This is a genomic window from Microbacterium sp. NPDC089698, assembly GCF_044749045.1.
Lineage (GTDB): Bacteria > Actinomycetota > Actinomycetes > Actinomycetales > Microbacteriaceae > Microbacterium.
Map to the genome: position 1 here is coordinate 39,350 of NZ_JBIVHE010000010.1, position 16,756 is coordinate 56,105.

The window sequence follows — 16,756 nt, forward strand, 5'->3', positions numbered from 1 at the left end:
GAGAGGAAGTCATTTCTTGGTGGGCGGGAACAGAGCGATCCCGCTCGGGTCAGCGGCCAGCAGCCCCTTCGAGGACAGGGCGACCGGCTGCCACACCCCGGCCGTCGCATCAGAGACCTTCCCGGCATGCCACAGGGCGGGACGGCCCGCCTTCGTGGTCCCGTAGAGGTCCTTGTCGCTCAGGAAGGCCGCGGGCACGAACTCCGTCTCGGCGACGAGCTCGCCCGAGCCGGTCGTGACCAGCGCGCCAGCAGCGGCGAGCATCGTGCCGCTCGGCGAAACCAGCGGGGCCCCGCTGATCGGTGCCTGCGCGGTGACGGATCCGTTCTCGAGCGAGTGCACCGCGAGGACGGTTCCAGCTGGTGTCGTCCAGGTGAGGAACGCGAACTTGTCGGTCGCGGCGAGCCAGCCCGAGACCGTGGCATCGGCAGCCGGCGCAACAAGGGCCACGTCATGCACGACGGAGCCCGTCACGGCACCCGTCACCAGGTGCCCGGTCGCCGAGGCCCACACGATCGTCTGCGTCTCCGACAGGTATCCGAGCGGGACCATGCCCGCCCGCGGCGCGGTCACGCTCACAAGCCCACCGTCGGTGAACACGGTCGCGGCTCCCCCGTCGACCAGGAACCCGGTGCCCGCCCTGACCAGCAGAGTCGAACCCTCGGGAGCCGGAACAGCGGTCGGTTCGGTCGCCCCTGATGCCCACGCGAGGACCTTGTCGCCGGAGCGCACCAGCAGGGTGTTGCCCGCCACCATCGGGGCCGCATCGGCCGCGACGTCGCTGGTCGAGATCGACTTCCCGTCCTTCATGCCCCGCACCGCCGCGGTCGTTCCGCTCGCGGTCGGGTACACGACCAGCACGCGGCCTCCATCGGCAGTCACGACGGCCCGCTTCGCCGCAGCGCCCCAGACCTGCTTCGAGGCGTACCCCGGGAGCGGGCCCTTCTGCGAGGAGGCCGCCGCAGTAGTCGACGATGGGCGCGGGGCCTTCTGCGACGAGTGGGAGGCCGACGAGATGCTCACTAGCACGATCCCGCCCAGCAGGAGCACGAGGAAGGCACCGATGGCGCCGACCCACCACCAGCGAAGGATCAGCGCCAACCAACCGCGTCTCGTGGGCGTTTCAGCTAGGGCCGGGGTGTCGATGGGAGCGGTCAGATCCGAGGCGTTGCGAGCGAGAGCTGCGTCGAGCTCGTCGCCGCCACCCGACGTCGAGCCCGCGACAGCAACATCCTCCGGCGTCGCCGATTCCTCCTCGACCGGAACCGGTGCCGAATCGCTCTCGGGGACGTGCTGTTCAGCAGCTGTCTCGGCGGGCTCCTCCACGTCAGTGGGCGTGGTTTCCATCAGGCCCAGGCGGGCAAGCAGCTCATCCTGGACGGGTTCCTTCTCCGGGGCTGCTTCGGAGTAGGTGGATACCGTGGCCGCCTCCGTGAAGACCGCAGCCGCGCCCAGCAGGACTGCTCCGCACCGAGCACAGTACGGCTCCGCACGAACCTCCGACTTGCACGTCTCGCAGACCACCAGCGTCGCGCTCATCGCTGTTCCTCCCTCTCCTGACCGCGCGCACTGAGGGCCCGCAGTACAGCCAGGACCGACAGTGCGAAGACACCCACCATGAGCGCGACCGCGAAGAGGGTGACGAGAACCATGGCGACGAGCGACCTGATGTTCGGATGGCCCTCGTAGGCAGCAGCCAGGTCGGGAGCGAAGAAGCCGAGCACGACGACCGTCGCCACCACGCTCGCACCCGCTCCGAGTAGCCAGAGATCGCGTCTACCAGGCACGCGCAACGGCCCTGCCGGTTCTGGGTTGGTCATCTCGTCGCCTTCCTGGGACTCGGACATCACTGCGCTCCGCTCGTGCTCGGGGTGGTGCCGATCAGGCAGCGCCCACCGGCAAGCTGGGGCAGCACCGCGGTCACGGGGTCACCGGTCGAGGGGCCGACCTGCCCGACCAGGCACTGCGTGCTCCCCCACCGGACGGAGAACTGGATGCTCTCGGCCGGGTTCCCGACCGTCGAGGCGTCCGCCGTCATCTGCATGTCCGCCCTGGTGAAGCCCGCCGTGGCCAGCGCATCGACGTACGCCTGAGCGGACGTCTTCGAAGGGCTCGCCCACACCTGGTCGACGACCATGGTGAACAGCGGCAGGTTCTCGGCCGCGGCACCGTCAGGGTGCAGGGTCGGTGCCGGGCTCGATGTGGGCGTGGGGTGTGCTGCAGGTCTCGACGGCGTCGGCGCGGGCGCCGCGGTGCATCCCGACAGCAGAAGCACGACTGCAGCCGTGGTAGCCACGAAAGCGCTGACGAGGACGATGCTGGACCGCCACGGGTGGGGCCTGCTCGAGGTGGAGCTCATCGCGCGCCCCCTGTCGCCGGCGTGAGGACAGGAAAGATGAACGGCTCAGTCGACGTGAAGACCCAGACCAGGACCAGCGTCATCGCGCAGATCAGGGCAGCAGACCCAAGCAGCAACATCCAGAAGACGAAGGTGGGGAACTGTCGGGCTGAGTCATGAGTGTCGGGCTCGTGCGCGCGGGTCATCGCGCGCCTCCGGGGGTCGGGACGATTGCGACGTCGCCGGGGCTGATCAGAGGGCTCAGCCATGGGAACACCCACCAGAACAGCCCGTAGAGGACCGCTGCGGCCGTCACGGTCAGGATCAGCGCCCGCACCCACCAGGGGCCGGGGATGATCCTCCAAAGCGCTGCGTACATCAGGACACCACCTCGTGTCCGCCCGCAGGCCAAATGCGGTCCTGCAGGATTGCAGTTACCCGGATGCCGCGGCCTCGACCGAGAACCAGTTGCGCGGGAGTCAGCGGGACCTGATCAAGGTCTGCCGGCACGTGCGGTGCCATCGTCAACGAGAGCAACTCGGCCATGTCCCGCTTCCGGTCCAGCAGGATCACTTTGCCCGCGCTGCTGTCGAACATGGCTCGCAGTGCGGTCCGGGTCCGGACGCGATCCCGACGACTGGTACGGACGATCTCGTCGACCTTTCTCCGGACCGCCGGCGACATCGCATCCATGGTCCACAGCTCTTCGGCACAGACAACGTCCGCAGGCGTGGGGCTCTTCTGTTCAGACATCGCGTCTCCTACTGGCTGAGGGGGTTATCGGCGAGCGAGGTGGGCGCGCCGAGAGCGCGCGGCTGGAAGCTGTCGAACACGCCGTACGCGACAATCCGCTCAGCGAGCGAGTACAGCGGCGAGCACGCGGTCAGCGTGATGTACCGGCCGCCATCAGAGGGCGCCCCGCCGACGCCGGTCCCCTGCGGGGTCGGATCGAGGACGTTCACGGTCTCGGGGGTGACGTACTCGAGCGTGCGGAACCGGTACGTGTACCAGCCCTGCGCGGTCTCGATGACGATCGCGTCGCCCAGGTGCAGCTTGTCGAGCTGGTTGAAGGGCTTACCCCAGGTGGTGCGGTGCCCGGCCATGGAGAAGTTGCCGACCTGGCCGGGCATGCCGCTGTTCGGGTAGACGCCGATCCAGCCGTGATCGAGGGTGTCCGGGCGGGTGATCCCGCCGGCGATCGTCACGTTGTAGTCGGGACCGAACCGCGGGATCCGCATCTGTGCGCCCCACGGCACACCGTTCTCCGGAGCGGTCATCACAGGCGGCTCGTACGTCTTCACGGTGCCCGTTCCGGAACCGTCGTCGACGACCGGTGGGAGTGCGGGTGCGGGGGCTTTCGCCCACTGCTCGGTGATCTGGTGGCCGTGCTCGTCGGCGGCCTGGGACATGATGACGTCGCCGATCCACATCTGCCAGGCCACGAACAGCAGCACTAGCATGCCCACGGTCGCGAGTACCTCACCCGCAACGCTCACGACTGTCGGGCGTCGTCGAAGCCGGACAGGGGCCGGAGCCACAGCGGGGATTGCGGGTGCCGGCAGTGCGGCTCGGGCTTCCCGGAGCTGACGCCGCGTAGTCGTCGGCGCTGGTCGCTCAGGAGCCACCGGGGTCAGGGTGGGAAGGACGCTCATTTGATCGCACCGTCCTTCGAAGCCTTGCGCCGCAGATCACGTAGTTCCTGGACAAGATCCGCGACCCCCTCGAGGAGGGTCATCGCGCAGAGCACGAAGAAGGTTGACCCCGCGCCGGTGAGAAGGATCCAGAGGAAGTCCGCGTACGCGTCCACCGAAGGCTGTACGAGTCGCTGCACGAACATCCACGCGCATACCGCAAGCCCACCGAATGAGCCGATCAGTATCAGCAGTCCCCAGCCGAGCTCACGGCGGACGGTGCCAATGAGCTCAGCCCATGTCGACGGAGACATGACGGGGCGCACGGCCTGGCGCCGAGCGACCGGAGGGAGGTCCCGGCGGGTGCGTGCGGTCAGCCGTGCCGGGCTCACATGGTGTGCACGGATCCGGACCGTCGGGGCGCTCATGCGTCCCTCGTCGGATTGTTCGCGGCGAGAACGATCAGCACGACGCCCACGATCAAGAGACCGGCGACGGCGCCGAGCACGACACCGCCCGCGACGAGGGCGGCGCCAGCAAGCACCGCGGCGACTCGCTGCAGGGCGGGGCGGCGGCCAGACGTGAGCAGATCCGCCCCAGCGGCGGCTACGTCGGCTTCTGCGATCGCGCGGGCGACATCACGTTCAGGGGTCTCGGCGCGGTGGCGGATCTCGTCAGGGATCTCAGCCTTGAACGAGGCGCGGGGGTCTTCCTGGTACATCAGCGGCCCTCCTTCGGGACGGTGAATGAGTCGATGTAGTCGGGCCGGAAACCGGTCCAGGTGCGTTCGGGGGTGATCACGACGGGCAGCTCCACGCGATCGCCCGCAGGGACCGCCGCGCGGGCAGCGGATGCTTGCTCGTCGGTGAGCTCGTCGACGTCGTGCTTCACGTAGACGACCCCGCGCGCGTCCAGGGCGCGTACGGTCGCGATGCACGGGCCGCACCCGGCGGAACCGATCACGATCCAGGCCGGGACCGTGGGGGTGTTCTCGTTGTCGTTCACGATCTGGTCCTCTCCTTGGGGAGAAGTGGGGCCTGCACCTGTGCTCGGGGGGAGAGCGGAGGGAGGTGCAGGCCCCTGGGAAACCCGCGACCGGAAGCGCGGGGGTCAGAGGCCGTGGCCTATTCGCACACGTAGTAGGTGACGGTCGGGCCGTCGACGGTTGCTGCCCACTTGACGCCGCTCGGGCTGCCGCCGAGAGAGCGTCCGCCGTATCCGACGTTGTGGCTGGAGTAGTAGCTGCAGATGCTCGAGTAGCCGACCTCGTTGCCGTTCGATGCGTACGTGGGCGGGGTCTTGTCGCAGGCGTTCTCCTGGTTGCCCCAGCACGACGGCCCGGTCGAGCCGGTACCGCCGGTCGACCCAGTGCCGCCGGTGGATCCGGTTCCGCCGGTGGCTCCTGTGCCGCCGGTCGAGCCGCCGTCACCGTTCCAACCCCCGGATCCGCCGTCGCCGTTCCAGCCATCGGAGGTTCCTCCGTTGCCGCCCGAGCCGCCGTCGCCGGTGCCCTGGTCTCCATTCCCCTGCACGGGCGGCTGCGCGGCCGCCTGCTCGGCTGCAACGACCTGGTCGTGCGAGGTCTTCAGAGCGTCAGCGGCGTCCGTGTACGCCTTGAACACCTTGATGTCGGGCTTGGCCGTGTCCTTCGGCTGCAGTGCAGCGAGAGCCTTCGTGAGCGCGGCCTGCGCGTCGGCGGACCCCTTCGTCACGGTCCCGACGTAGGTGTCCTTAAGCTTCGGTGCTGACGCGGCCGCTGCCTGCAGGTCCTTGTCAAGGGCTCTCTGCAGGTACACCTCGGTGTACAACATCACCGTGTACTTACTCACGAGAGCACCGTTGGTCTTCATGCTGGCTTTGAGCGCGCTCGAGGCCGCGGCGCGTGCCTTGTCTGATTCGAGGTACTTGTCGATGACCTGCTTCTTCGAAAACGGGACACTCGCCGGGGTCCCGAGCTTCCACGTGCCCGCGCTGGTCTTGTCCGCGCCCTGGGCGTAGTTGGTCTTCAGGAATGCCGCGTACTGGTCCGTGTCGGCCGTGAGCGCCTTGACCGACTCGGGCGAGAACAGTGCCGGGTGCGCCTGCACCGTCGAGGCTGCGGCCTGGTACGGGTCGAGCAGCCGCTGCTTGTTCTGCTCGAGGTCGTTTCCCGAGGCCGCGTCGGAAGCCTGGGTGTACGCCTCCTGCGCCGCCTGATAGGCCGTCTCTGCCGCGGCGGTGGTCTGCTGGGTTCGGTAGCCGGTGTACGCGAAGGCGCCGGCGGGGATGCCGATCGCGGCGACGACAGCGGCCGCGGCAATGGTGATCCAGATCTTGCGCCGGGGCGACTTCTTCGTCGCCTCCGGGGTGGTGGTGTCGGTGCTCATGGTGTTCCTCCCAATGGCTTGATGGACGCCGTCGTGGATACGGGCGGCGGTGGTGGTGTTCCTCCCGCCTGGGCCGCAGGGTTTCTGCGGCCCAGGCTTTCTTCTGGGTGCCGGGGCTGCTCCGGGAGGAACGGTGGGAGCAGCCCCGGGGTCGGTTACACCCCGTCCGGGGTGTCGGTGTAGGTCGACCGGTGCTGGACGTCGCCCGCGAGGGCGGCGGCCTTGCGGCGGCGGACCAGCGCAGTGGCGACGATCAGGCCGGCACCCAGGACGAGGACGCCCGCAGCGCCGAGGGCCAGCGGCAGCGAGGTGCTGTCACCGGTCATGGCGAGGTTCGCTGACGGCTTCGGGCCCGGGGTCGAGATCTCGGTGTCCTCGGCGCAGGCCGAGAAGTACTTGATCGCGACGCCCTTGTTGGGGCCCTCGGTGGGCGTGTAGTACGCCTCCTCGCCCCAGACCTTCTTCGTGGTCACGTTGCTGATCGACGGGGACTGGTGCTCCGACGGGGACGTGGTGACCTTGATGAGGGCCGTGTTGAATCCCTTGACAAGGTTCTGCTCGGTGCAGACCGTCTTCAGGTCGGTGGTGCCGGCCGGGACGTCGTACGGCTTCGCGACGACGTGGATCTCACCCTTGCCGGGCATCTGACCGTCGACCTTGATGGTGTCGGACGCGTCGCCACCGTAGGTCGGCTGCGAAGCCTTCGTGGTCACCTTCGGGAGAACGATCTTCTGGGTCTGCTCGGGCAGACCGTACTTCTCGTTCATCGGAAGCACGCAACCCGGGGTGACCTGGTCCTGAGCGCGGACCTGCCAGTGCCAACTCTGCGATCCCTCGATCACCTGCTGGGCCGTGATGTCCCCGGACAGGATCTTGACCTGGGCCGTGTCGACCGTCCCGGCCTTGGTGAAGATCAGCTGAGCGGTGCCGCTCACGACAGCCCCCTTGGGCAGCGAGTCCGTGACCTTCACGTCGCCCGCAGGGTGGTCGATGAACTCGCCGTACGCGACGACCGTGCACGCCTTTCCACCGACGTTCAGCCACGGCCCCTTGGTCGACAACGTCACCGAGTCACCACTCTTCACGCCAGGGGCGATGGTGCCGGTGAGGACCTTCGTGTTGATGTCCACGGTCATCGGGACCACGGTCGTCTCGTCCTTCATCCCGAACGCGTGCTGCCAGGCGTAGTCCTTCGGGAGGAAGAGCTTCGTCGCGGCGGGCGTCGTGTCGGGGTCATAGGCCGCGACGAACGTGTAGTGGCTCTGCGGCTGCACACCCGAGATCGTGATCGACCCGGTCGAGCCCGAGCCCTTGCCGACCACCGTGGCGGAACCCACAGCCTTCGCACCTGCCGGGACCGTCGCGGACTGGTCCGGAGCATCAGCACCGGTCTCGTACGCGGTGACCTTGAAACCGACCTCACGCGCCGAACCATCGCCGCGCGTCGCCCACGGGTTGTTCAGACCGTTCTTGTCCGGGCTCGTCCCGAACACGAACGTGTCAGTCAGCTTCCCGTCCGGGGTGATCGTCGCGGTCTTCGACGTCAGAGTCGGCTGGAACACGGCCGTGCGAGCGGCCGGGTCCTGGAACTCACCGTGGAACGACACCTGGGTCGGGGCGATCGGGGCCAGCATGCGCTGGTAACCGTCGCCGTAGCCGAGGACACGGATCGCGGCCGGCCACACCTGGCCGCCGTTCGCGAGGTCGAAGGTGCCCTGGATCGGGTGACCCGTGACATCCTCACCGGGCGTCCAGTGCACCGCGATCGGCGTCTCCGCCGGGATGCTCGACGCGGACGTGACGTCCTGACCGTTGATGACCATCGTCCCCGACGTCATCTTGTAGTCCCACGTGGTGCCCGGGGTCGCGTGAAGGATCAGTGTCCCGTTGAAGTTGTTGGTCGGGTCGATCTGCAGCTCCGCCTGCGCGGTCACGTTCGTCGCGCCACCGATCTGCGTGGCGAGGGCCTCGTTGTAGAACTGTTCGGCCAGCGCCTGAACGGTGGGGTCACCGACATACGTCTGCATCTCGGCGAGACCACCGGTCTTGATGAACGCGTTCATCGACAGGTTCACGGCCGCACCCGTCACGCCGTCCGGGTTGTTCTGCCCATGCCGGACGAGGATCGTGTTCATCTGCCCCGACTCGGTCGGGTTCGACGTCTTCGAGTTCGTCACGTTCGGGTCAGCGACGAACTCTCCCACCGTGGTGTCCGAGATCGGACTGATCCCCAGCGGAACGGCAAGGCTCGAATCGCCGCAGGTCACGTACCCCACGCCGTTCTCGATCTCCATCCCGACGAACCCGTACGTGCCATCCACGCCCGGACCCTTGTCAGCCGCCAACGCGGGAGAAGCAAGCGCCACTCCCCCAGCAGCGAGGCCGGCGATCGTCAACGCGGCCACACCACCCTTGATTCCTCGCCGCATACGAGCAGCGCGCTTCTGCGCCCCCCGCAACGACACTCTCGTCTCCGACATGACTTTGGTTCCCCAAACACTCGACGTCACGAGGGGAAGTCCCCGCTCGTGTGCGAGATAGGAGGCAAAGCCCAAACCGGACCAACGTGGTCTACGCGCTCGCCCCCCGGCTCACATGGTCAGTATGTCCGGAAATAGAGACTGAAGTCAAGTGGAGTTTGTAAATATGGACTTTCTAGTCCTCAGAACGAGACTCGGGGTGGTGAGCTTGGTGCTCACCACCCCGATGGGTCGGCCAGGTCAGCCTATCCGTATTTCAGGACTCGCTGTCAACATAGTCTTGGAAAAGAAACTGTTGGATGGTTCTGTTGAACCGGGCAGGGTCAGCATTCTGTTCCCAACCGTGTGGCGCAGCTGCAGTTTCAACCAGGGTGACGTGGCTGGGATGAGCGTTCGCAAACGCTCGGGATAGCTCGAGGGGGATCTCCTCATCCCCGCTGGTGTGAATCACCAGTGCGGGTACGTGGAGTGCTCCGGGGCGGGTCCAGTTCAGCAGATCGAAGTCCAGTGGTTCGGGGAGCCCAGCGGCGCTACTACCTCCCCGTGAGCTCAGGAGCCAGAGCATGACCTTGGCGACGAAGGGCGGCAGGCCAGCCGTCTTTGCGCCCTGCGCGATGATCGGTCTCCAGTTGGTCGCGGGGCAGATCAGCACCAAGCGGTCGACGAGATCTGGGTGTCGCCGGGCGGTTTCGAGCGCTATGCCAGCACCCATCGACCAGCCGACAAGTGTGATGTCGCGGGCTCCTCTCGTACGCGCAAACGTGATCGCGTCGGCGACATCCCTCCATTCGGTCAGTCCCAGGGTGCTCGTTGCTTGTGGAGGGCCGTCCCCGGCGCCGCGGTACGCGATGGAGAGCGAGGTGAGGCCGGCCGTCGAAACAGGTCCTACCGTTCGAAGAGTCAAAGCTCGGGAGGTCCGGATCCCCTGCACATGAATCACCCAGCGGTTGGGGTCGCCCGCGAAGTGCCACGCGGGGAACGCCTGGCCGTCGCTGGTGGGGATAGTGACCTCGGAGTGAGTGAGCCCAACATCCTCTGGGCGGTTGGCGATGTGCCCGGTCATGTGTGCCTTGAACTTGCCGAGCGGGACCGAAGACCCCTTGACTTCGCGACGCACGCGCCGGCCGTCGTCGACTAGGACCTCCCCCAGAACCGCATGAGATGAGAAGTCGGGGCCGAACCAGAGGCCATATTCACCCGGAGCGCCGGTAAGGCTCGTTTTCGGTAGAACGACGCCATCTGTCAGGCCGTGCGCTGTCACCGGGCGGCGTCGGCGGGTTGCTGAGACGATCCGAAGAGAAAGCCCTTTGAGTGCGTGGCCGGCAGCCGAGGAAGCAGCATCTGCAAGCTTGATCATGAAGTTCCGTTCAGGCGTGGATGGTCCTGTGGGGCGATGCTGAGGCGCACGACCGCTGGGGCGCGCATCAAGCGGTTCAATATCCACGCCGCGATGACTAAGGAGAACCTCTCTCGCCTCAAAAGTGTCTGGCTATTCGCGAGGTCCGTGAGGCGTACCGCGAGGCGGTAGGACTCATGCGCGGCATCGTCTTGGGCCAGGTTTGCGACGTCGATCTCGTGGGTGGCGCGGGTCCCAGCGAGCAGCCTTCCAAGCAGCCACCAAGCTCCTGCCCGGGTCCATTTCGCGAATGTGAAGCTCATGATCCCTGCGGTAACGGCGACCACGCCGCCGAAGAACGGAGGGGCGAATAGATCGCCAAGACGCTCGATGAGTGCCCGGGGCTGGACGTCAAGCACTCGAAGTGTGAGGTAGATGACCTCGAGCAACGATCCGAGAGCGATCAGGGCGGCGCCGATCCGTATCAGGTGATACTGCCATGGGCGCCGTCCTCGAACGCCGAGCAAGATTTGGGTCATGATGAGGGTGACGCTCAGCATGTAGAGGACCGCGTAGGCCCAAAGTGCCCAGTCATCAACCCGACTGCGAATGAAGTTCGGATCTGTCGGGCCGCGATTGGCGATCATGAAGAAGGGGATCGCGAAGGGCACGATCATGCCGGGGAGCGCCCAGGTCGATGCTGGATTGAAGCGAGATTCGTCCAACGTCAGCGTGGCCTGAAGGAGGAACCAGAACGCGCACGTTGCGAGCACATTTTGGGAGAGGTTGATGAGATTTGTTCCACCAAGCCAACCATCCAGAACCGGCAGCGATAGCAACGGCAAGACTCCAACGGATATCAGCGCAAGGCATCCAGTGAATGATGCCAACCACGCAAGGCGGCTCTCAGGGTGCCGAATCATGTTGGGGATCCGGTAGAGCATCAGAAAGAGAAGCAGGCCGAGGGCGATGCCGGCGCCGATGCGGAACTCAGGCACCAAAGACTGCCTCGTCTCGGGCCTGGGGCGTCGCCAGCACGATAGCGGAAAGCAGCTGCGCGAGCTTCTCCGCCTCCGCTTCGACTACTGCGTCCAGATTGCCGTAGTCGATAGACCGCTCAAAGTCTCGTGTCACGACCCCCCTCGCCAGTACAGCCCTGGCGTTTCCCACGTGCTTCATTCCGGCGTGTCGCCACGGGAGCGTTCCGCAGCCGGGGTGTCCCCAGAGCAGATGAGCGAGCTCATGCAGAACCGTGTGGAACTGATACCAACGCGGGTCTGACCGGCGAGAGAGGATACGAGCTCGGGTGTCATCGATCAGCAGCAGACCGGTTACCGTCTCCCAATCGCGATCGCCGACTGGCTCTACGTCGATACGTCGCCCCGTCAGATCAGCGACCCGTCCCACGATCATCTCAAGGTCTGCGCCGTCGGGCAGCTCAAGCTGCCCGACGAGCCAATCTGCCCTGTCGCGCAGGTCCTTGTCCGAACGTGACGGCTGATAATGCCACATTGGTACCCCCCCCCAATTAGCTACTCGCACGCTCCCCAGCGCTTCGGGCGAGCAGCTTCCCTCCTGTAGGTCGTCCGGTCAGCCGGACCCGATCGCTCGTATGGATTTGGCGATTGCGCGGAGCGCTGCAGGTGAAACGTCCCCGACAGCTCGCGCTGCGATCGCATCGGCGCCGGACTCCCGTAGGGCTTGGCGAAAGTCAAGCCGCGCTTCGGTGGCATCGATGGCTGACTCGTCGTCGAAACTTGTGAGGTACGCCAACGGCACGTCGTAGTAATCCGACAGGGCTTCGACAACACGAAGTCGAACGGGGCCGTCGCTCGTGGAGTCGACGAACTCAGCCCAGTCATGAGCGGAATCGGAGAGGCCGCGATCTGCCAAGGAAGCGAAGAAGACGGCCTCGCTGAATAGCTCCCCGGACGGAAGTGGGCTGTCCAGCAGTCGCTTGACTCGAGCAGCGAGTTCTCGGCGATCGACCCGCAGAGTTGGGTCGACGGAAGCATCGGCGAATGTGGCTGCGACGCGTGAGATTTCGTGCGGATGTGTCCCGAGCGCGGATGCGAGAAGGTCGAAGTCGTTGGCATCGAACGCGGCTCGTAGGCCCATCCGCTCGTAGTAGTACGAACGGGACATCTTGGCGCGCTGCCAAAGCTCTTCGTTGGTGATGCCGGCTTCGTCGCGAAGCTGCGCGACGGCGCCGGCCATCGCCCGAGCCCACGCGCTCGCTTCTCCCCGAGCTTGCCTACCCACGCACTCAGCGTAGCGGCCCCCTCCCCGCGAATCGTCTTTGGGTGGTCAAGATGCAGTGTACTAGATTACTCATCGGTCTACTCATACTTCAAGCGACGAGAGTTGGAAGAATGAACGGTTATGCCGTCCTACGCCGCGACGTCGCTCCCGCCTGCCGCGGAGCAGGCCATTAGCGTTCTCGGCGGCAACCCCGCCCGCCTGGCCATCCTGTCTTTCCTAGTGCGGCATCCCAGGTCGCTTGTCAGCGAGGTCGCTGAAGGGACCGAAGTTTCGGTCAACACCGTGAAGAACCACGTGTTTGCACTCGTTGATCTCGGCGTGTTGGAGGTCGACCCCCCTCGGGCCGTGCCGCGTGCGGATCGGCGTGGTCAGCGAGCGCGCTACACAGTTCGAGGTGATGTTCTTCTCGATCGCTTCCAGGAACTCGCGGCACTCCTTACATTGCCGGCGGTGGCGTCGGGCGACCCGGCGACGAGTTCGAGAGCGACACGCCGCGAGAATTCCTAAGCGGAAATGTTAATTGCTGGATGATCGACGCATGGCACGGAACAGTGTGGGTCGCCCCTCGAAGGGCGCGCGTGAGACGATCAGCGCAAAGCCCCCTGTGCCCTTCGCGACGATCCTGAAGGAGAACGCGACGGCAGAGGGGCTTAGCTACGGGGAGTACATGGTCAAGCTCGCCGCTGTGGCTCTGGGGATGCTGGAGTTTGTCCCCCAGCCGTCGCGCGATCGCACGAATGAGCTTGTCAATTTCCCAGAGGAGGCCAGCCGCTCAGCTGCCGCATAAAGCAGAAGCCCCGCCACGAAGGCGGGGCCACTTGATATTGCTACCGGTCCGAAAGTTTGCCGACCCAGGACCGGTCTGAATTTGAAGTAAACCCCGGTTAGCAGCCGGAGCTTTGTTGTCCCCACGAGGCGAATCGAGGAGGTGACCCCATCGTAGAACGAACCCTTGAAGATTTCCAGCGCGCCCGGGGTTCTTCTCGGCGTGTCGCGCCTGGGAGGGGCCTGCCGCCGGCGGAAGCGTGGGCGTTGACACGGGCGATCGTGCCGCGTCGGTATGTGAATGCGATGCGGCGTGAGGCGAATGGGCAGCTGCACGCGAACAGCTACCCGCGCCGGTTCCCGACGGTGGGTCTGACGCCGCCGTCGACGCCATACACGATCAACCTGACCTCGGAGGATGGGCGTTTCTGGTTCGCGGTGTTCGACCTGGACGCGAAGCAGCCGGAGGATTTCGCGCAGGCGTGTGAGGACCTCGGCGTGCTCGTCCGGGTGCTGCGGGACGCGGAGATCCCGCATGTGGTGTGTCGGTCCTCGTCGACGGGCGGTTTCCACGTGTGGGTGCCGCTGGCGGGCCTGGAGAAGCCGGTCTTGGTGCAGCTGTCCCTGGCCGCGGCCGCCGTGCTGCCTTCCCTGGACCGCGGCCTGTTGTGCAACGATCGCACCGGGGCCGTGCGCCCTCCGGGATCCCCGCATGCGAGGGCCGGGGCGTCCGTGGTGATGGAAGGCGACGTGCAGCTGCTCACCGAGCACACGGTGACGACGGCGGACCTGCAGCGCGCGATCGCCGGATTCCGGCTCCTCTCCCCCACCGCGGATCCTGCGGAGCAACCGGCGACGGGTCCGGTTGACCAGGCGCATCGCCCGCACCGGCCGTTGCCGGCATGGGGTGAGGCGCACATGGCCACCGTCGCCGGCGGCGCCGATCCCTCGAGGACGGGCTACCTCTGCCTGCTCGCTGCCGCGGTGGCCGGATGGACTCTCAGCGACGTCCAGAAGGCCGTAAGGACCGCTCCGGGCCTAGAGCACTACCGGACCAGCAGAAACGCTCAGGGCGGCGCTCGCGTGCCGCGCAGACCTGAAGAAGCCGCCGCCCGTCTGTCCCGACAGTGGGACAAGGCGGTGGACCGGGCACTGTGGTACCGGTACGCGCCGCAGGAGCGCGCCGATCGGGATCTGAGCGAGCTCGAGGTGATCGTCGCGACGGGTGAGGGGATGCTGCAGGCGTTCCGGGTCTCGCCGGGCCGCTGGGCGGCCTCTGAGGCTGCGTTCCACGACGCCATGGTCCTCACCGCGCTGGGCTGGCTTGCACTGCGTTCAGGCTCTCGTGACACGGCGGCCGCGCTGCGCACGATCGCCGGCGTCACGGGCATCCCGTCCACCACCGTCGATCGCACCCTGCGGCGCCTGCAGCAGGCCGGATGGGTGACCAGGACCAGGACGAGCGAGGGACTGGACGCGGCCGTGTGGAGGGTCAGTGACCGGTTTTCCACAGCCGATCGACAAGACGGGCCACTTCACGACGTGACCGCCCGCCCCCCCTCCGAGCTCTTCGACGCCCGAGCAGTGCTGCTGAGGGAGTTCAGTGATCGGATCGATGCAGGCAGACACGACCTGTTCACCCGCGGAGGGCTGGGGCCAACCGCGCGACGAGTGTATGAAGCGCTGACGACGGTGGAGAGCCCGGTGGAGGACGTCGCTGCGAGGGCAGGGGTGCCGCGGGGGCGTGTGCTTGTTGCTCTGGCCAGGTTGAGACGGTTCCGGCTCGCTACGGCTCTGGGTGGGTGGAGGCGCCGTGCGAAGGACTTCCGGGACTGGGCCGCGGGAAAGCTCGGGTTGGGAGGCGTGCTGCGCCGGCGTGAGCTGCGGATGGAGCGTGAACGAGAGGTCTGGGCGTGGTGGCAGAACCACCTGGCCCGCAAGGCCGGACGTCCCGGACGAGAGCGCACCGGGGCGTCCGGGCAGACGCTGATCTTCCAGCTCGTCGACGATGTCGGCGGTCCCGGTGCCTGGCCGACCTACCCTACGCATCCCGACGGCAGCGGAGATCACCGGACGGCCTGGAGATTCGTGAAGGCGGACCTTCTGCAGCAGATCCGTGACACGGAGCTCATCGCTTGACGCCGACCTTTTCCTGTTGTCGACGTGCGCTGGGAGTCGTGCCGTGGGAAGGTCTGAGGGGTTAGTACGGGAACGCGGTCTGGGTCGCGGCGGTGGCGGCATCTCGTGGGGAGATGGTGAGGTGGGGGCCGTGTCCCGGCAGCAGGACTGTCGCTTCCAAATCTTGCAGGGTCTCTAGTCTGCGCAGCGCCTGTCTGGGGTCGGCGTGGAACATGCGTGCGAGCAGCTGGGGGCCGTTCGTACGGGAGGTGGGGTGGGCGGTCACGAGCGCGTCGCCAACGATCAGGACGCCAGCACTCGGGAGCAGGAATCCGGTGTGTCCGCGGGTGTGTCCTGGGAGTGGCACGGCGGTGATGTCGAGACCGAGCGCCTGCTGGGGCTGGTCGGGCAGCGGCTGGACGTCGGGGACGGGTGGGGCGTTCTTGCCGCCGGCACGGATCGCGTGTCGTGCCCAGGCGGCGACGCCGCGGCGGAGGATGTGGGGCAGTAGCGTGGGGATGGTGATCTGTTCGGTGATGTCGCGTCGGACGTTCGGTATCTCCGCGGCCGCCGTGTAGACGGGGCAGTTGGCCTCGTGGGCGTAGGCGGCGGCGTTGCCGATGTGGTCGCCGTGGCCGTGGGTGATGAGGATCGCAGCGAGCTCGTCGACCGTGTGGCCGAGAGCTTTGAGGCTGCCGCGCACGGCGGTGTCGTCCGCGGGGTATCCGGTGTCCACGAGGACCGGACCATGCTCCCCCTCCAGGACGACCCAGTTCACGCTGGGGCCTTGCACGAAGGCCACGCCCTCGGCGACCCGATGCACGACGAACCCTGCCCCACGTATGGGCACCGGTCGCAGGGCAGGCTCGGGGTTACGAACGGCGCGGGCAAGCGGGTGGAGCTCTGCGGGCGGGGAGGGTTGATCCGGTCGGAGGTTCCGGATGTGGATCCTGATGGTCCCGCGTTCGCGCAGCGCTGCGCGAAAGTCCTCGAACGCGAGCGTGTACTCGATCTCGTCTGCGACGGTTGCGAACTCGAATCGGGAAGGCTCGTACGCGGCCAGGCCCTCAGGGTCTGCCCTGTCGTTCATGTCTTCGCCCATTCGACCACGGTACCCGTGCGATCCGAGACTCCTGGCTGTCGACGCCTTCCCCGACGCGGTGAGCAGGACGTCGTTCGGGCAGTTGCTCACTGCCGATGCCCCACTCCCCCGGCCCGACTACGCCACGTGCTGCAGCTGTTCGAGGAACGCGGCCCACGCTGTGTCGGCGGATGCGAGGTTGTCGAAGTCCCCGACCGGTGTGCGGAACAGGGGCATGCCGTCGACCTTCACTTCTGCGACGACGTGGATCCCGGTGCCGGTGTTCGAGTCCTGGCGCTGGATCATGACGATGTGGTCGGCGTTGACCCAGAACGTCGGGCGCCCGTCCTTGTCCGGCAACGCGATCAATCGCATAGCC

The 16,756-nt window shown here is 66.7% G+C and carries 20 protein-coding genes; 3 read left to right on the plus strand and 17 right to left on the minus strand.

The window, feature by feature from the left end:
* Positions 1-9: 9 nt before the first annotated feature.
* From ACIPY5_RS19895 to ACIPY5_RS19965, 15 genes are all read right to left on the minus strand, one after another.
* Positions 10-1,539: a hypothetical protein gene (locus tag ACIPY5_RS19895; RefSeq protein ID WP_400973973.1), complete on the minus strand. Its 1,530-nt coding sequence runs from the start codon at positions 1,537-1,539 to the stop codon at positions 10-12.
* Complete coding sequence (locus tag ACIPY5_RS19900; RefSeq protein ID WP_400973976.1) at positions 1,536-1,847, minus strand: hypothetical protein; 312 nt, start codon at positions 1,845-1,847, stop codon at positions 1,536-1,538. The genes ACIPY5_RS19895 and ACIPY5_RS19900 overlap by 4 nt, the downstream gene beginning before the upstream one ends.
* Positions 1,847-2,275: a DUF6993 domain-containing protein gene (locus ACIPY5_RS19905; protein ID WP_400973979.1), complete on the minus strand. Its 429-nt coding sequence runs from the start codon at positions 2,273-2,275 to the stop codon at positions 1,847-1,849. Before ACIPY5_RS19905 ends, ACIPY5_RS19900 begins: the two co-directional genes overlap by 1 nt.
* Before the next feature lie 265 nt (positions 2,276-2,540).
* Positions 2,541-2,717 carry a hypothetical protein gene (locus ACIPY5_RS19910; RefSeq protein WP_400973982.1) on the minus strand — a complete coding sequence of 59 codons (177 nt, stop codon included), beginning with the start codon at positions 2,715-2,717 and terminating at the stop codon, positions 2,541-2,543.
* Positions 2,717-3,091 carry a hypothetical protein gene (locus ACIPY5_RS19915; RefSeq protein WP_400973984.1) on the minus strand — a complete coding sequence of 125 codons (375 nt, stop codon included), beginning with the start codon at positions 3,089-3,091 and terminating at the stop codon, positions 2,717-2,719. Before ACIPY5_RS19915 ends, ACIPY5_RS19910 begins: the two co-directional genes overlap by 1 nt.
* Positions 3,092-3,099: 8 nt before the next feature.
* Positions 3,100-3,876 carry a class E sortase gene (locus ACIPY5_RS19920; RefSeq protein WP_400973987.1) on the minus strand — a complete coding sequence of 259 codons (777 nt, stop codon included), beginning with the start codon at positions 3,874-3,876 and terminating at the stop codon, positions 3,100-3,102.
* A 110-nt stretch (positions 3,877-3,986) separates the two neighbouring features.
* Positions 3,987-4,397, minus strand: a complete 411-nt coding sequence (locus ACIPY5_RS19925; protein WP_400973989.1) for a hypothetical protein — start codon at positions 4,395-4,397, stop codon at positions 3,987-3,989.
* Positions 4,394-4,690: a hypothetical protein gene (locus ACIPY5_RS19930; protein ID WP_400973991.1), complete on the minus strand. Its 297-nt coding sequence runs from the start codon at positions 4,688-4,690 to the stop codon at positions 4,394-4,396. The genes ACIPY5_RS19925 and ACIPY5_RS19930 overlap by 4 nt, the downstream gene beginning before the upstream one ends.
* A complete protein-coding gene (locus ACIPY5_RS19935) occupies positions 4,690-4,974 on the minus strand; it encodes a glutaredoxin family protein (RefSeq protein ID WP_400973994.1) in 285 nt (94 codons plus the stop codon). Before ACIPY5_RS19935 ends, ACIPY5_RS19930 begins: the two co-directional genes overlap by 1 nt.
* A gap of 119 nt (positions 4,975-5,093) precedes the next feature.
* Positions 5,094-6,335, minus strand: a complete 1,242-nt coding sequence (locus ACIPY5_RS19940) for a hypothetical protein (protein ID WP_400973996.1) — start codon at positions 6,333-6,335, stop codon at positions 5,094-5,096.
* A gap of 155 nt (positions 6,336-6,490) precedes the next feature.
* On the minus strand, positions 6,491-8,656 hold the full coding sequence (locus ACIPY5_RS19945) for a hypothetical protein (RefSeq protein WP_400973999.1): 2,166 nt from the start codon (positions 8,654-8,656) through the stop codon (positions 6,491-6,493).
* 415 nt (positions 8,657-9,071) lie between these two features.
* Positions 9,072-10,172, minus strand: a complete 1,101-nt coding sequence (locus ACIPY5_RS19950; RefSeq protein WP_400974002.1) for an alpha/beta hydrolase — start codon at positions 10,170-10,172, stop codon at positions 9,072-9,074.
* On the minus strand, positions 10,169-11,149 hold the full coding sequence (locus ACIPY5_RS19955) for a hypothetical protein (protein ID WP_400974004.1): 981 nt from the start codon (positions 11,147-11,149) through the stop codon (positions 10,169-10,171). Before ACIPY5_RS19955 ends, ACIPY5_RS19950 begins: the two co-directional genes overlap by 4 nt.
* The gene (locus ACIPY5_RS19960; RefSeq protein WP_400974006.1) at positions 11,142-11,663 is read right to left on the minus strand and encodes a hypothetical protein; all 522 of its coding nucleotides are present in this window, start codon (positions 11,661-11,663) and stop codon (positions 11,142-11,144) included. Before ACIPY5_RS19960 ends, ACIPY5_RS19955 begins: the two co-directional genes overlap by 8 nt.
* A 78-nt stretch (positions 11,664-11,741) precedes the next feature.
* On the minus strand, positions 11,742-12,368 hold the full coding sequence (locus tag ACIPY5_RS19965) for a helix-turn-helix domain-containing protein (protein ID WP_400974008.1): 627 nt from the start codon (positions 12,366-12,368) through the stop codon (positions 11,742-11,744).
* A 165-nt stretch (positions 12,369-12,533) separates the two neighbouring features.
* Between ACIPY5_RS19965 and ACIPY5_RS19970 the strand changes: the two genes are divergently transcribed.
* The 3 genes from ACIPY5_RS19970 to ACIPY5_RS19980 all read left to right on the plus strand — a co-directional run bounded on the left by ACIPY5_RS19970 (position 12,534) and on the right by ACIPY5_RS19980 (position 15,317).
* Positions 12,534-12,920 carry an ArsR/SmtB family transcription factor gene (locus ACIPY5_RS19970; RefSeq protein ID WP_400974010.1) on the plus strand — a complete coding sequence of 129 codons (387 nt, stop codon included), beginning with the start codon at positions 12,534-12,536 and terminating at the stop codon, positions 12,918-12,920.
* A gap of 31 nt (positions 12,921-12,951) precedes the next feature.
* Positions 12,952-13,200, plus strand: a complete 249-nt coding sequence (locus ACIPY5_RS19975; protein ID WP_400974013.1) for a hypothetical protein — start codon at positions 12,952-12,954, stop codon at positions 13,198-13,200.
* A gap of 284 nt (positions 13,201-13,484) precedes the next feature.
* Entirely contained in the window at positions 13,485-15,317 is a 1,833-nt protein-coding gene (locus ACIPY5_RS19980; RefSeq protein WP_400974016.1) for a hypothetical protein, read from the plus strand.
* 61 nt (positions 15,318-15,378) lie between these two features.
* Here ACIPY5_RS19980 and ACIPY5_RS19985 read toward each other — a convergent pair whose 3' ends face one another.
* Positions 15,379-16,398 carry an MBL fold metallo-hydrolase gene (locus ACIPY5_RS19985; RefSeq protein WP_400974019.1) on the minus strand — a complete coding sequence of 340 codons (1,020 nt, stop codon included), beginning with the start codon at positions 16,396-16,398 and terminating at the stop codon, positions 15,379-15,381.
* Positions 16,399-16,515: 117 nt separating this feature from the next.
* Positions 16,516-16,752 carry a hypothetical protein gene (locus tag ACIPY5_RS19990; protein WP_400974021.1) on the minus strand — a complete coding sequence of 79 codons (237 nt, stop codon included), beginning with the start codon at positions 16,750-16,752 and terminating at the stop codon, positions 16,516-16,518.
* Positions 16,753-16,756: the final 4 nt, after the last annotated feature.

Coding starts and splice junctions, on each gene's coding strand:
- ACIPY5_RS19965 (WP_400974008.1), bottom strand. CDS start 12,368: ATGGCCGGCGCCGTCGCGCAGCTTCGCGACGAAGCCGGCATCACCAAC.
- ACIPY5_RS19980 (WP_400974016.1), top strand. CDS start 13,485: ATGCGGCGTGAGGCGAATGGGCAGCTGCACGCGAACAGCTACCCGCGC.
- ACIPY5_RS19925 (WP_400973989.1), bottom strand. CDS start 4,397: ATGAGCGCCCCGACGGTCCGGATCCGTGCACACCATGTGAGCCCGGCA.
- ACIPY5_RS19975 (WP_400974013.1), top strand. CDS start 12,952: ATGGCACGGAACAGTGTGGGTCGCCCCTCGAAGGGCGCGCGTGAGACG.
- ACIPY5_RS19970 (WP_400974010.1), top strand. CDS start 12,534: ATGCCGTCCTACGCCGCGACGTCGCTCCCGCCTGCCGCGGAGCAGGCC.
- ACIPY5_RS19960 (WP_400974006.1), bottom strand. CDS start 11,663: ATGTGGCATTATCAGCCGTCACGTTCGGACAAGGACCTGCGCGACAGG.
- ACIPY5_RS19990 (WP_400974021.1), bottom strand. CDS start 16,752: ATGCGATTGATCGCGTTGCCGGACAAGGACGGGCGCCCGACGTTCTGG.
- ACIPY5_RS19900 (WP_400973976.1), bottom strand. CDS start 1,847: ATGTCCGAGTCCCAGGAAGGCGACGAGATGACCAACCCAGAACCGGCA.
- ACIPY5_RS19910 (WP_400973982.1), bottom strand. CDS start 2,717: ATGTACGCAGCGCTTTGGAGGATCATCCCCGGCCCCTGGTGGGTGCGG.
- ACIPY5_RS19930 (WP_400973991.1), bottom strand. CDS start 4,690: ATGTACCAGGAAGACCCCCGCGCCTCGTTCAAGGCTGAGATCCCTGAC.
- ACIPY5_RS19915 (WP_400973984.1), bottom strand. CDS start 3,091: ATGTCTGAACAGAAGAGCCCCACGCCTGCGGACGTTGTCTGTGCCGAA.
- ACIPY5_RS19940 (WP_400973996.1), bottom strand. CDS start 6,335: ATGAGCACCGACACCACCACCCCGGAGGCGACGAAGAAGTCGCCCCGG.
- ACIPY5_RS19985 (WP_400974019.1), bottom strand. CDS start 16,398: ATGGGCGAAGACATGAACGACAGGGCAGACCCTGAGGGCCTGGCCGCG.
- ACIPY5_RS19950 (WP_400974002.1), bottom strand. CDS start 10,172: ATGATCAAGCTTGCAGATGCTGCTTCCTCGGCTGCCGGCCACGCACTC.
- ACIPY5_RS19895 (WP_400973973.1), bottom strand. CDS start 1,539: ATGAGCGCGACGCTGGTGGTCTGCGAGACGTGCAAGTCGGAGGTTCGT.